Genomic DNA, 15,289 nt, shown 5'->3' with positions numbered 1-15,289 from the left:
GCAGGAAAGATATGTAGAAAAAGAGCACACAAAAAACCGCCCTCATAACGAGGGCGGTTTTTATAGTTTAACCTTCCAAAAGGAGATCGTATGGATCTTCCAGCAATTGCTTGATACGCACAAGGAACTGTACCGCATCTTTTCCATCGACGATACGATGATCGTAAGATAATGCAAGGTACATCATCGGGCGAATCTGGATTGTATCATCCGGCATCGCGATTGGACGTTTTTGGATCGTATGCATTCCCAGGATACCTACTTGCGGTGTGTTCAAGATCGGTGTGGAAACGAGTGATCCGAAAATACCACCGTTTGTGATAGTGAATGAACCTCCGTTCAGTTCATCCAAGCTAAGCTCTTTGTTACGGGCTTTCTTACCTAGTCGGGAGATCTCGCTTTCAATGCCAGCAAAGTCCAGTCTATCTGCATCCCGCACAACTGGAACGACAAGTCCATCATCAGTAGATACAGCGATACCAACATCGTAGAATTTCTTCAAAACGATTTCATTACCCTGGATCTCTGCATTGATATAAGGGAATTCCTTCAATGCCCCGACAACTGCTTTCGTAAAGAAGGACATAAACCCAAGCTTCACATCATGTTTTTCGAGGAATTTATCCTTGCGTTCACTGCGAAGCTGCATAACTGCTGTCATATCGACTTCATTGAAAGTAGTCAGCATCGCCGACGTGTGCTGTGCTTCCACCAGCCTGCTCGCAATCGTTTGACGACGGCGAGTCATTTTTATCCGCTCGACAGGTTTCTCGAATTCTGTCTTTGCCGATTGTTTTTGTTTATCATCTTTTGACTGCTTGGCAGGTTTTTCTTTCGGTTTCGCTGCTTCCTCGACATCTTCCGGACGAACTCTGCCAAATGGATCACGTGCTGAGATCTCATCCAGGCTAATACCTAACTCACGAGCACGTTTACGAGCAGCCGGAGTTGCCAGCGTATTTTTATTGGAGGCAGCCGGTTCAGCCGCTTTGACTTTTGTCTCTTCCTTCTTCTCTTCAACTGGAGCTTCTGCTACAGCTGCCGCTTCTGCTTTCGTCTCTTCTGCTGCAGATGTATCTGCCTCACCGCCAGCCTCGCCATTCTCGTCAACTGTAGCAATGATATCGCCTACTTCTACATCATCGCCTGCTTCCTTCAGCAGTTCCTTTACCACACCGCTATATTCCGCGTTGACTTCCACATTTACCTTATCTGTTTCCAATTCGAGAACCGGATCCCCTTTTTCAACATGGTCACCTGGATTTACTAACCACTCGGAAATCGTTCCCTCTGTAATTGATTCTGCCAGCTCTGGTACTTTCAGTTCCTTCATACGCTAACTCCTCCCTTGGACAGCTTTAAGGCTTGATTGATGATCTGCTTCTGTTCTGTTTTGTGTACAGCAGGCTTTCCTACTGCAGGTGATGCACGATCCGGACGGCCGATATATTCAAGTGTTTGACCTTCTGAAAGAATTGATTCAACTCTTTCGCGGACGAATGTCCAGGCTCCCATATTACGCGGTTCTTCCTGAACCCATCTCACTTCTCTGATTGAAGGGTAGTCTTCAAGAATCTGCTTGATTTTCTGGGAAGGGAATGGATAAAGCTGCTCTACACGGACGATATGAAGCTCTTCAAATGCACCCGCTTCTTTTTCCATCGCTTCTTCCAGATCCACCATCACTTTTCCGCTTCCTAATACAAGTGTTTTAGCTGTTTCAGATGTCGCCTCGTTATTAGGCTGAACACGCAAGGACGAAAAACTTCCTTCTGTGAATTCTTCCAGGTTACTTGCCAGACGAGCACTCCGCATCAAGCTTTTCGGCGTCATTAGCACAAGAGGTCGAGCCTCTTCTCTTCCCCCTAGTTTCGCTTGTCGGCGAAGCAGGTGAAACAGCTGAGCGGAACTTGTCACATTCGCTATAATCAAATTATTCTCTGCTGCAAGCTGAAGGAATCTTTCCACCCGGCCGCTGGAATGCTCCGGTCCTTGTCCTTCGTATCCATGCGGCAGCAGTATAGCCATATTGGACTTTTCGCCCCATTTAGCACGGCCAGCCGCGATAAACTGATCGAATAGGACCTGTCCTGTATTGGCAAAGTCTCCGAATTGCGCTTCCCAAAGAACAAAAGCATTCGGATTGTGTACGCTATAACCATATTCGAAGCCGATAACGCCTGCCTCTGACAGCGGACTATTATGAAGGGCAAATGATTTTGCTTCATCCAAGCCATGCAGCGGAGAATAGGTTGCGTCTGTTTCGACATCGTGCAGCACCGCGTGCCGGTGGGCAAATGTGCCCCGTTCTGAATCCTGACCAGTCAGACGTATTGGCGTGCCTTCCTGTAAAATGCTGGCATAAGCCAGAATCTCACCGACAGCCCAGTCTGCTTTCCCTTCTTCTTCGAATGCCTGATGCCGTTTGGAAATAATCTTGATCAACTTCTTGAAGACTTGGAATCCTTCCGGTCTCTTCTGTAGCTGTCTATTAAGGGAGAACAAAGTATCTGCCGGGACACTAGTCTGGATATCAGGCAGATCACATTTCAGAGCTTCCGGTTCTGGTTTCGGCAGCTTTTCCTTCGCATCTTCTTCCTTCATATTCTGGAAGATATCCTTCAGATGTTCACCGACTTGCGCACTAAGAGAGTCGTAGCCTTCTTCTCCTGTGATGACTTTCTCTTCTTCCAGTTTCGCAGAGAAGATTTTAGCTACCGTATCATGCGCATCGATATCCTGATAAAGGATCGGCTGTGTGGAACGCGGCTCATCCATCTCGTTATGACCATAACGACGGTAACCTACAAGATCAATCAGAATACTCTTATGGAAACGCTGGCGGTAACGGAAAGCAAGCGATGCTGCTGCTACGCATGCAAGCGGGTCGTCAGCGTTCACATGAACGATTGGAATTTCAAAACCCTTCGCTAAATCGCTTGCGTATCGGGTTGAACGTCCATCGCGGCGATTCGTTGTGAAGCCAACCTGGTTGTTTGCGATAATATGCACCGAACCAGCAGTCGTATATCCCGGTAAATCCCCTAGGTTAAGCGTTTCAGCTACAACACCTTCCCCGATGAAAGCAGCATCACCATGGATAAGGATACTAAGCGCTTTCGACGGATCCTGATCCGGATACCCTGCTTGTGATGTATTGTCCTGGGCCGCTCTTGTAAATCCTTCTACGATCGGATTGACAAATTCCAAGTGGGAGGGGTTGTTAGCCAATGTAATAGTTGTATGCTTTTCCTGACCTTCATGGTGTTCCGCTACAGCACCGAAATGGTATTTTACATCACCAGTCCAGCCGCCATGCAGGCCTCTTGAACCTTCTGAAGGAAGCAACTCTTTCTCACCTGTGTGATTGAATTCAGAGAAGATAAGATCGAAAGGCTTGCCTAATACATGTGCTAGTACAGATAGCCTTCCTCTATGCGCCATGCCAAGCATCACTTCATCAGTATCAGCGAGACACGCTTCTTTAATGATAGAATCCAGCATCGGAACCATCGCTTCAAGACCTTCGATGGAGAAACGTTTCTGACCGACGAAAGTACGCGCCAGGAAGGATTCGAAGCCTTCCACGTCTGTAAGCCGTTTCAAAATTTCTTTTTTATCGGCTTCACTCCACCCTGGAATATAGGATGCAGTCTCAATCTGATCCTGAAGCCATTTGCGCTCTTCATGGTTGCCGACATGATCATACTCGAAGGAAGTGGTGCCTGCATACCTTTCCTTCAGTAGCTGAACGGCTTCCAAAGCCGTATGTACATCATTCGGAGCCTCTTCCCAGACAAAGCTTGCCGGTATATCCCGTAAATCAGATTCAGTTAGCTGAAAATCCTCCATCTTGGTCAGTACCGCAGTTTCCGTATGCTCTCCGCCGACTGGGTAGATATCTGCTTCCAGATGCCCATAGCGGCGAATTGCTTCTACAAGCTGAATTGCCGCAGTGATTTTCTTTATGGATGCTTCGGACATTCCTGTTGATGGCGCGTCTTCCCCTTGACGCCGCATCACCCTCGGCTCTCCATACGTATCGAATAGTTCTTTCAATGATGCTTCCACTGATTCCGGATCTTGCCTATAATTGTCGTATTGCTCCTCCACATAACCCATATTCGGTCCATGGAAGTTCTCCCAGAATCTTTCGCTAGATTCCTTTTGTCCCACGACTGTTCCCCCCAATAGAAGTAACTTTTTTTAGAATAGCAAAGGCTTTGAAATTGGAAATTTTTTTAAGTGGCTTGTTACGATTTCACACTCCCAATATACCGTAACAAAACAAAACTTACAACTAAAACAAGAAATTTTTTAAAACGCTTTCTTCATTGATATATAAGGGTTTATATAATTACCTTTCATAAATATCATCATTTTGAAAGCGTTTTTACATTTTTATTTCAGCAAGAAAAAAACATTGCTTTTTTAAATTAAAAAAAGGATAAATGGATAGTTATTTTCCATTTATCCTCCAACTTTATTTGTTTGCTGTTCTTCTTTTATTAAACCAATACAAGGTTCCGCCTAATAGAAGCAGTACAGCGCCAGCCAACAAATAATTATACAGCTGACTTGCAGTTTCAGGGAGAATTCCGCCGAATGGTGTCGCTTTTTTAGAATCTGCAGGTACAGGCGATACATTCTTCGCTGTATTGTCACCCGAAGGCTGTGTTTGATTCACTGGTAGATTCGTATTTCCATTTTGGCTGTTTCCGTCAGGTTTCCCACCGGTATCTTCAGATGGATTCTCTCCACCGCCGATTATCGGATCTTCTTGCCCGCTGTCTCCATCATCTCCTGGTGGATTTTCTGCAGGCGGTTCGTTCCCATTGTCTCCAGGGGCAGGCGCTCCCCCGCCAGTAGTGAACGTCCACAGATCGGACTTCGTCTTGCCGCCATGCGCATCCTCTGCAACAGCATACCAGGCATATTCATGGTCAGAGGTCAATCCATCCCATGTAACAGAAGCAGTTTCTCCGCTTTTAACATCTTCCGCTTTTCCTATTTCCTTCGTGCCGAATACATTCACTTCTACATAGTTAGTAGCTACACGTTTCTTTTGAGCATCCAATTCAAGCCCGATAGAGAACTCGTCCGTTCCCGGGAATTCATCCTCATCATAATAGTTGTAATCATCCATATATGGAGAGTATGTTTTTACTTTGATTTGATCGGTTTCTGCATCAAAGAGCAAGATGCGCATATAGCCTTGACCGCCTTCAGGACCTGCCTGGTAATCGGCAAGCATTTGATAGACTTTGCGATCGGTTACACCATCGCCATCGTCATCAATTTCATCCACGAGCATGTCTGCAGCATGATAGTGGCCACATAGGACAGCGAACACATTTTCATTATCCAGAACAAGCTCCTGATAGAGCTTTTCACCCACTGGATGACGGTTTCCAGATGACAGCAAATATTCATGGAAGTTCAGAATCGCCTTCCGATCCGGATGTGCTTTAAGAACCTCATCCGCCCATGCAATACCCTCATCATCTATGCCCCAGCCAAGATAGACCATAATATAGTCATTGCCATTAGAGGAGATCAGATCATAATGTCCTCTGTTATTCTTATAAGAACCGCCGTACCAAGGTTTATCTTTGAAACGATCCTCTCCGAAATAACGGTAGTAATCAGTATAGTCATTACTCTTCTGCTCCACATCATGGTTCCCGGCCAAGACGCCGTAAGGGACCCCTGCGTCATCCAATACTTGCATCGCCTTATCTGCGACTTCCCATTGATATTCCTGATCCGAGAAGTTCACCAAATCACCAGTATGCATTACATAATCAATATTAAGTTTGTCTTTGTTTTCAGCTATCCAATTCACTTGTTCGTTGTAAATATGCGGATAACTCTCGGAATAATACTGCGTATCAGACATCCAGACGAAACTATAATCATAATCTTCATCTTCAATTGCAATTTCATCTTGAATCAGGACATTGATCTTGTAGTCTTTTACAAAGGCATCGACATTTACGGATCCTTGCAAATCGAAGTCCTCATCTCCTGCTACCTTATAATCAATCAGCTGCCAGTCTTCTTCCTGATGATTCCACGCATACATGGAAACCTTGCGTCCTGGCAGGGAATTACCGCTCCAATTGACTTCGACGACATTCTTTTCGTCAACATCCTTGGAAACAGGAACCTCAAATCGATGGTAAGGGAACTGCGTCTCACTGTCGTTAATTAAATACTTGTCATCTACATCCGCAACCTTATCGATATCCTCGCTGCTGAATGCTTCTTCCCCGTCTGGCGCGTAGTCAGATGGCGGCTCGTAATCTGCTGCATTCTTGTACGCTTTGATTTCACTATCTTGGCTGACTTTATATTTATGTCCTTGATAGAAAGTAACGTCCATATCATCTCCGGTAGGATCTGTCACTTTGACTTCAAGCTCCGGATTTTTCCCGACATTACCCGCTTCATCTTCCGGTTTGATCAATTCTGGAGCTGCAGGCTGCTCTTCAGGAGTAGAGAAATTAATTGTACGAACCTCTTCATTTCCAGCTTTATCAACCGCACGCAGCAGAAGCTGATGATCGCCAGCAGCTAAGGCTGCAGATGAAGTCTCATAAGGAAGCTGAATTTCTTCTCCATCAAGTTCTGCAGTTAGGCTGTCCAGACCGCTCAAAGCATCTTCTGCACTGGCATCAATCGTGAATGGTCCTTTGTACGATTTTCCGTCTTCCATTGCTGTTTCAATGACTGGCACAGTATTGTCAACAGTCACGGAAACTTTGTCAGATGCTTCTCCATCCTTAGCTTCAATCGTGTGTGTACCATCTTCTGTTTTCGTCGTATCCCATTCATATGCATTTGCCTGGAATTTCTCGGGCTGGATGGTGAAAGTGAAATCCTGAACCGGACGATAATTACCGTTATCTCCAATATCAATTACTTGATTTGGATCTGCAAACGCCGGATCATACAAGACAGTTCCATCCCCTAAAACAAGTCGGACATTCTTCGCATCAAAGTCATCCCGGTTTTCCGGAGATTCAAGCTGGAAAGGAGAGGCTTTGTTTCCGGCATGGATACTGATTGTATTCTTTCCTTCCTTCAGCGTATCGGGGTCAACCGGAACAGTAATTGTCGTGTACGTATCGATCCAGTCATCGAATATACGCAGCACTTCCCCATCTTGTACAACTGCATTTTGGAAATACGTATTGATTCCATTCACATCAAATGCGAAATAAGCTTCTGTTTCCAATGCTTTGTCTGTCTGCTCAACTTCTTTCCCGTCAATAAGCAATGCTGTTTCCTGACCTGCGTTATCAGAAGTCGCTTTTAGCTTATATGTTCCAGAAATGAGCTGTCCTTCCTCCACATTCAAACGCGGGCTGGACTCTTTTTGATCACGCTCAATACTTACACGCTTTGTTTCTGTTTTTGTTTCATTGAAACCATCTGTTGCAGCCACGTAATATTCCACATAATCCTTTGCAATCAGCTCTGGTGTATAAACTGTGTGATGATAGTAGCCTGTCTGTTCGTTTTTGGTTAGATCAACCCGTTTGTAGTCACTAGTGTCATCAGTACGATAGAATACGGATACACGTTTGACACCTTTATCATCAGAAGCTTCAGCAGAGATCTGCAGATCTTCCGTTTGATTGATGGTATCTTTGTCCGTCAGATCCTTCACTTCTGGTGCAACGCTATCTTCTTCCACTTGGATAGGTTCGCCGGGAACTTGATCAGAAGTGACAGTTCCAGGAGTACCAAGTATGGTACCAGCATTCAGTTTTAACATATTTGTCGAGCCATCGAGCGGATACTTGAAGTTGATTCCCATATTGGCAACAGTGTCTTTGACGCCTGACACCTCGTTATATGTTGCCATCGCAATTGTACTTCCAGTCTTTGTTGCTACACCGATTCCTCGCTGGTCGCCATTTGCCATCCCGCCCGACTGTACTTTGAACAAGTTTACACCGAGGGTTAAATTCGTGCTGTAATTATTATTAAAATCATCAGCAGTCAAATCATTATTGGAACCGTTGATAATCCAGAATACAGCAGTCTCCCCAGGCTGGATGACTGGGCTTTCGTCCGGCTTCCAAGCGGTCACTCTCGTATCCGGATATACATAAGTCAAATCATAATCCTGCATATCGACCGGAGCTGTCGTATTGTTGTAAACCTCGATGAATTCAAATCCGTCCGCTCCATTTACATTAGAAGAATCGGGCACCAATTCTGTTACTAATAAAGAAGGGAGCACAGAAAAATCAGTATCCGGCTTTTTCACTTCCACTTTAAAAGTATCTGTTTTGGAACTGTTGAAACCATCGGATGTTTCAATATAATATTCGAGCGTTCCTGCTTCCAGGTCAGCAGTAGGAATTTCAGCTTTATATAGTTCTCCTGTATGCTGCATGCTATATTGCTCGAATTCATCCGCGCCCTCTTTTTTGATATAAAGCGTCACATGCTGAATGAAATTCTCTTCTTTTATGGCAGCTTCAATTTGAAGCGGTGCAGGAATGGTAACTGTTTTCACCGGTTCATGACTAATTTCCGGAGCTGTTTCATCTTTTTCGACCTTGACGGTTTCTGCTGGAACTTGTCCATCAATCAAAGCGCCAGGTGAAGCGTTCAGCTGCAATCCCACCTTCTTCATTTGCGCGGTACCGGAAGCTTGGTACGTGATTCCTTGATTCGGAAACGTATCATCGATTCCTTCCGAGTCATTGTAGCTTGCTGCTGCAAGCTGTGCTCCGCTGTCGGTTTGGAATGCAATGGTACGAGCTGATCCATTTGCCATTCCATCATTGTTCATTTCGATTATTTGGTCTTCTGACAAATCAGTCTGATAATGGCTGTTAAAATCAGCTAGCCCAAGTGACTGGTTCGCACCATTCTTGATCCAGATGACAACCTTACCCTTTGGCTCCAATGTGACAGATCGATCGATATCCCAATCTGTCTGCCTTCCATCAGGATATTGATAGGAAAGTTTATAATCCTTCAAATCCATCGATTGATCGGAGTTGTTATAAACCTCGATGAATTCATACGCATCAGCACCGCTGATATTATCACTGTCTGGAACGATTTCCGTGATAAGGACGGGCGGCTGTGTCTGCGGATCAGGCTCGGCAACTGCTACTTGTATGCTCTGAAATCCACTTTCAGGAAAGCGGAGCGGTGCATCTCCACTGACCACATCAATGCTGTATTGGAACGTCGGACTCCATAGCACCTCTTTCGGAACGACAGCTTCCCAATTGCCATCACCTTTGTCTGTCATGTCGACCTTTCGTTCGATCATTCCAGGAGCAGTAACATATGTAAGTACTGCGGAATCTGCGTTTCCGTTTTCAATAGATGCAGTGATAGTAAGATCCTGGCTGCTATCGGCATTGGAAATCGCTTCATGAGCGAGTGCAGGCTGCTCAGGTTGTTCCTCCTGGGCTGGTTCATCCGTTTCTGCTGCTTTCTCTTGTTCACCTTTTCCAGTCTGCTCTTCGGTCTCTTCAGCTGGCTGTTCCTTGGCTTCAGCATCAGCTTGTTCTTCTTGTACCTGGTCCTTCGTCTCTGATTCAGGCGCTGGATCAGACTCTTGTCCTTCTGCAGCAGGTGCTTCCTTCACATCTTCCTCAGGGGAATCCTGCTCCGAGTCTTCCACTGTTTCTTCCTGTTCAGCTTGAGCTTGCTCTATCCTTTCGGATCCTGGTGATGGTGCTGCCAGGATGGTAGGCGTCTCTTGATTATTAGCAAAGTGGATACTTTCTGCCTTCTCCACGTCTTGGAAATGGAAAACAGAAACGGAGGTCTGCTCGGTCGTTGTATCAGTTATGGAAAGCTGCTGTTCATCGTCTGTGAATATGTAGGGGTCTGTCACGGTGGTGAATGCTGCGTCTGTCAATTCCGTACCGAAATGACTGTTGAAAGCTTCGACGGTTGCCTCTTTGTCCAGAGCAAGTACTGCATAGCCATCTGCCGGAATTTGCTCCTCTTGTTCTTGAACTGTAAGTTTTTGCTCCTGGTCGGTTGTGTATATGATGTTAAGATCCTTCCAGGATTTCGCTTCTTTTGTTCCATTATGTACTTCGATAAAAGATAAACCATCAGCACCTTGTTTCTCACTGCCGTAGACTTCTGTGATAGAAACCTTTTCTTCCCGAATCTTTTCCTCTGCATTTACGGCTGGAATGGATGCGGGTACAACTGTCTGCATAAGCAGCAAACATGCGCTGAGACCAGCAGCCATTCGATATGAACGCTTCATATAGCTCCCCCTATCTTTTATCGGGATTGTCTCCCCGCATTCATTCTAGAATTTATGTATTAAGGATCAATGAAGAGATTGTAAATTGTTGCCATAATACTTCGACAAAATATGCTAAAGTGTTAACCAGAAAAAAATAAAGCGACATCAAGCCGCTTTATTCTCCAAATTTTGTTGAGTACGTGATAATCTGTTCAATAAAATGCTCACTTGCAGGAGATCGTACACTTCCCTCGCGCCAAGCCACACCAATCTGCCTTTCTGTCGGTTCGATGAGCGGGATGCTTCTGACATGATGCATATGAAGTGCCTCCAAGGATGGAAGCAGGGCAATGCCCTGTCCTGCCGCGACAAAACCCAGAATTGTCATCATATCCTCACTTTCGAACGCCACTTTCGGTTCCAGTCCATATTTTTCGACTATTTGTTCAAACATCACCCGGGCACTGTAGCCTGGGCGAATAAGCAGAAAGGGCTCGTCTTCTATCTGCTTTAATCCCAGCTGCTCTTCATTTGCGAGCGGGTGTGTATCAGATACATATACATAAAGCTGATCTGACCACAGCTTTCGCCAGGATAGCCCTTCTGCCCCTTGATCCATATTACAGATACATAAATCAAGCTTCCCTTCCCTTAACTGGTTGATCAGCTCTTCCGTTGAGCCTTGATTCAGAGAGAACTCGACGGAAGGATATATCTCTTTATACTGCTTCAACAATCGTGGGATATGCTGGAGTCCCTGCGATCTCATAAATCCAAGCGTAATTTCCCCATACTGCGGATCCTTCATTTTCCGTATGTGTTTTTCAGCCTTGTCCATTTCTTCCAATATTTTGACTGCATGTATATAAAAAGCTTCCCCGTACAGGCTGCGAACAATTCCTCGACCCCTTTTCTCAAAAAGCTGGACTCCCAGTTGCTCCTCCAGCTTCTGAATCGACCGGCTCAAGGCAGGCTGAGAGATGGCTAAAGCCTTTGCTGCCTGAAGATAGTGCTCCCGCTCCGCTACTTCCTTGAAATAAACTAACTGCTGCCATTCCATAAGCTGACCCATACCTTTCCTGCATGCTTTATATGTTATTTATGCATTATACAATACTATTTCAGTATGGTTAACTAAAAGTACAACAAGAAATGAGGGAATTAGTATGGCTATTGAAATTATCCTTATCATGATTGCCGCGGGTCTAATCGTCGGCTTTGTCGGTGCTGGGGGATCTGGGTTCATCATCAGCATCCTGACAGTGCTGTTCGGTTTCCCGATTCACGTAGCGTTAGGCACTGCTCTTACATCAATGCTGTTTTCATCATTCTCGGGTGCAGTCAGTCACTACCGGGAAGGAAATGTCACGTTGCGGGCTGGTTTGATCATTGGTATTTTCGGTGCAGTTGGCGCCTTCATCAGTTCTCATTTTTCCGGAATCATCCCGGAAGATATCCTGAATTATCTTACAGCCGGAATGCTCGTATTATCGGGTGTAGTTCTATGTATTCGTCTTTTGCTGATGGGCAAACCTTCCAACAAAGAAAATACAGTAAGTGCATTCATCTACCAGAACAAGCTTGTTTATTTCATTTCCGCTGCATTGCTCGGTATTATTACAGGTGCACTATCCGGATTGTTCGGTATAGGTTCTGCTCCATTCATCCAAATTGGACTGCTTATCCTGCTCGGACTGTCCGCGCAGCAATCCGCAGGCACAACGATGATGATCATTATTCCAATCGCCTTGGCTGGCGGAGTCGGCTATGCACAGCTCGGTTTCCTTGATATCAAATTACTTCTTGAAGTAGTTGCAGGAACGATGATCGGTTCCTATGTCGGAGCGAAATTCACAAAACGCGTTCGTCCTGTCTACTTGAAGACAGCGATGGTATTGCTTCCGATATTTGCAGGATTTTTACTATTATCTGCATAAATCACATAAATAAGCCGCCGGGATCCCGGCGGCTTATTTATTATCTATTCAGCAAACTTCCTACATAGCGGAGCAGGTCGTTTGCCGATGTGGAATTATAATCATATTCATCGATCAATGTTGCGACTACTTCATTCATTTTCTTCAGCTGCTGCTCATCTGGCGTTTTTGTGGACGTTGTGATTTTTACTACATCCTTCAGATCAGCAAACAGCTTTTTCTGGATTGCTTCCCTCAGCCGTTCATGGGATTGATAGTCGAACTTTTTCCCTTTACGTGCATACGCCGAGATTCGGATAAGGATTTCTTCACGGAAAGCTTTCTTCGCATTCTCCGAAATCCCAATTTGCTCCTCGATGGAACGCATCAGCTTTTCATCAGAAGGCATTTCCTCCCCTGTCAGCGGATCATGCAGTTTTGTCTTATTACAATAAGCTTCTACATTATCCAGATAGTTATCCATCAATGTTTTAGCTGATTCTTCATAAGAATAGACGAATGCTTTCTGTACTTCTTTCTTCGCAATTTCATCATATTCCTTACGTGCTACTGCGATGTAATTCAAGTAACGTTCGCGGTCTTCTTTCGATATGGATGCATGACTGCTAAGCCCATCCTTCAAGGAACGGAGTACATCCAATGCACTGATCGAACGCATTTCCTTTTTGATGATCGTACTGGAAATTCGGTTGATCACATAGCGCGGATCAATGCCGCTCATCCCTTCATCGCTGTGTTCTTTTTTCAGTTCCTGGATATCTGCGTCGCTGAATCCTTCCAGCTGCTTCCCATTATAAAGATGCATTTTCTTCAGCAAGCTGATACCGCCTTGGTTCGATTCTTTCAATCTCGTAAGAATTGTGAACATCGCAGCAATCTTTAGTGTGTGCGGTGCGATATGGACATCTTTAATATCACTTTCCGAGATCATTTTCTGATAGATTTTCTCTTCTTCATCCACCTTAAGATTATAAGGAACCGGCATGACGATCATCCGGGAATGCAATGCTTCATTCTTCTTATTGGAAATAAATGAACGATACTCTGATTCGTTCGTGTGCGCCACGATTAACTCATCCGCACTGATTAACGCAAAGCGGCCGGCTTTGAAGTTGCCTTCCTGCGTCAATGAAAGCAAATGCCAAAGAAACTTCTCGTCGCATTTCAGCATTTCCTGAAATTCCATCAAGCCGCGATTAGCTTTGTTGAGCTCTCCGTCAAAGCGATAAGCCCTGGGATCCGATTCTGATCCATATTCCGCGATTGTGGAGAAATCAATGGAACCAGTCAAGTCGGCAATATCCTGTGATTTTGGATCGGAAGGACTGAATGTACCGATTCCTGATCGTTTATCTTCGGAAAAGAAAATTCGTTCAACAACGACATCTTCTATTCTTCCATCATACTCTTCTTCCAGACGCATCAGGTTTAATGGGGAAAGATTCCCCTCAATCCGGATACCATATTCATCCTCGAATTCCTTGCGAAGATGAACAGGAATAAGATGGAGCGGATCCTCATGCATCGGGCAGCCTTTTATGGCATAAACTGCACCCTCATCTGTCAGTGTATATTCCTCCAGCCCTCGTTTGAGCAGGCTGACGAGCGTGGATTTCCCTCCGCTTACCGGTCCCATGAGCAGGAGAATCCGTTTGCGTACATCCAGTCTCCGAGCTGCCGGATGGAAGTATTCTTCTACCAGCTTTTCAAGCGGTTCTTCCAAACCGAATAATGCATCCTTGAAGAAGCTATAGTTTTTCACACCATCTTCTTCTTCAATGCCTTTATGCTTGATCATATTATATACACGGGAATGTGCAGATTGAGCAAGATAAGGCCGGTCTTTCAACAAACGCAGATAATCAGCGAGCGTTCCTTCCCAGTGGAGCTTCTCTTGTTCCTGGCGATACTGCTGTACCTTATCCAATATATTCATCATTCATTAACCTCCCAGGCATTGTTAAACAAAAGGCGATTACCTTAATGTATGCCCAGGGTTTGGCTATCATGCCAGCAAATCCATAAACGACGCTTACGGCTTCTGCTTCCATCCTATTTCCATATACGACTCATTCGTATATTTATCCAGCATGACATCGTCAAGCTGAAGTGTCTTTTTATCGTTAGGGAATATATGCATCAGCTGGGCCAGTTTCTTCACTATTTTCTTTGGATATGCTTCCGACATTTCCAGCATCAGCTGAATAGCTTCTGCTGCAGGAAGGACTTCCCGATAAGTGCGGGAAAGGGTCAAAGCAGAAAACGTGTCGACGACAGCTAATATTTGCAAATCCACTCCTAGTTCCGGCAAATAAGCACCATCCGGATAGCCTTGTCGATTCAGCCGTTCGTGATGACTTCGCGCATAGCGGCCGAGTAAAGGCTCACCTGCCTGGTGCAGGAGTGTCTCTCCTTTGACCGTATGTGTTTGTACAATCTCATATTCCTCTTTTGTCAGTGACGTTGTTTTATCAAGAATTTCACGAGGTATATCAAGCTTGCCGATATCGTGAAATAAATATCCTGTTGCACAAAGTTCCAGCTGCACGACATTCATATGATAAGCGAGCATCGTGCCGATCACAAAAACGTCCATGGAATGGATGAAAGCGTACGGATCTCTTTGCTCAAGCATATGCCAAAGACTGCTTCTTCCCATCGTCTTCAGGCTTTTGATGTATAGGTCCTTCAAGAAACGGATGCTTTCTTCCTCATAAAGCAATTTTCCATAGCGATATTCAAAAGCGATATAAGATAAATTTGTGTAAAAATGCTTTTCCATACTTCGTTTATATGTTGCTTGATGATCCATTTCTTTCTCCTGTAGCTGCAGAATCATCTGCTGAAGACGATCTGTCTTGCTAAATGGATCAGAAGTCTCTTCTTCCGCTGTTTCCACGATGACGGACGGTACTCTGTTATGCTTCAGCTGTTCCAGTAATGCTGCAGTAATGACTGTCCCTTTATCCAGTTTTGTCTTGTCTGCCAGGACAATGTCACTGCCCAAAAAATCACCTAGTAGTATATCTTGGATGCGTTTACGTTTTAAGATCAATTTCATTCTCCTTTTTCAAAAAAAAGCTGCCAGATCTGGCAGCCTGAGAAT

At 44.9% G+C, this 15,289-nt stretch carries 7 protein-coding genes; 1 reads left to right on the top strand and 6 read right to left on the bottom strand.

Annotated features, from left to right (window positions below; genetic code table 11):
* Window positions 1-67: 67 nt before the first annotated feature.
* The 4 genes from odhB to ACH6C1_RS11955 all read right to left on the bottom strand — a co-directional run bounded on the left by odhB (window position 68) and on the right by ACH6C1_RS11955 (window position 11,318).
* Window positions 68-1,333: a 2-oxoglutarate dehydrogenase complex dihydrolipoyllysine-residue succinyltransferase gene (odhB, locus tag ACH6C1_RS11970; RefSeq protein ID WP_374077362.1), complete on the bottom strand. Its 1,266-nt coding sequence runs from the start codon at window positions 1,331-1,333 to the stop codon at window positions 68-70.
* On the bottom strand, window positions 1,330-4,176 hold the full coding sequence (locus ACH6C1_RS11965) for a 2-oxoglutarate dehydrogenase E1 component (RefSeq protein ID WP_374077360.1): 2,847 nt from the start codon (window positions 4,174-4,176) through the stop codon (window positions 1,330-1,332). The genes odhB and ACH6C1_RS11965 overlap by 4 nt, the downstream gene beginning before the upstream one ends.
* Window positions 4,177-4,483: 307 nt before the next feature.
* A complete protein-coding gene (locus ACH6C1_RS11960; protein ID WP_374077358.1) occupies window positions 4,484-10,264 on the bottom strand; it encodes a lamin tail domain-containing protein in 5,781 nt (1,926 codons plus the stop codon).
* Window positions 10,265-10,421: 157 nt separating this feature from the next.
* Window positions 10,422-11,318: a LysR family transcriptional regulator gene (locus ACH6C1_RS11955; protein ID WP_374077356.1), complete on the bottom strand. Its 897-nt coding sequence runs from the start codon at window positions 11,316-11,318 to the stop codon at window positions 10,422-10,424.
* Window positions 11,319-11,412: 94 nt separating this feature from the next.
* On the opposite strand from ACH6C1_RS11955, the gene ACH6C1_RS11950 reads away from it, so the two are divergent.
* Window positions 11,413-12,183, top strand: a complete 771-nt coding sequence (locus ACH6C1_RS11950; protein WP_366249200.1) for a sulfite exporter TauE/SafE family protein — start codon at window positions 11,413-11,415, stop codon at window positions 12,181-12,183.
* Between the two features lie 40 nt (window positions 12,184-12,223).
* Here ACH6C1_RS11950 and ACH6C1_RS11945 read toward each other — a convergent pair whose 3' ends face one another.
* Together ACH6C1_RS11945 and ACH6C1_RS11940 are read right to left on the bottom strand one after the other, a co-directional pair.
* On the bottom strand, window positions 12,224-14,119 hold the full coding sequence (locus ACH6C1_RS11945) for a PrkA family serine protein kinase (RefSeq protein ID WP_095223700.1): 1,896 nt from the start codon (window positions 14,117-14,119) through the stop codon (window positions 12,224-12,226).
* Between the two features lie 96 nt (window positions 14,120-14,215).
* Complete coding sequence (locus ACH6C1_RS11940; RefSeq protein WP_374077354.1) at window positions 14,216-15,244, bottom strand: HD-GYP domain-containing protein; 1,029 nt, start codon at window positions 15,242-15,244, stop codon at window positions 14,216-14,218.
* Between the last annotated feature and the right edge of the window lie 45 nt (window positions 15,245-15,289).

This window comes from Terribacillus sp. JSM ZJ617 (assembly GCF_044383785.1).
GTDB lineage: Bacteria > Bacillota > Bacilli > Bacillales > Amphibacillaceae > Terribacillus.
This window is presented reverse-complemented; position numbering and strand designations above follow the sequence as displayed.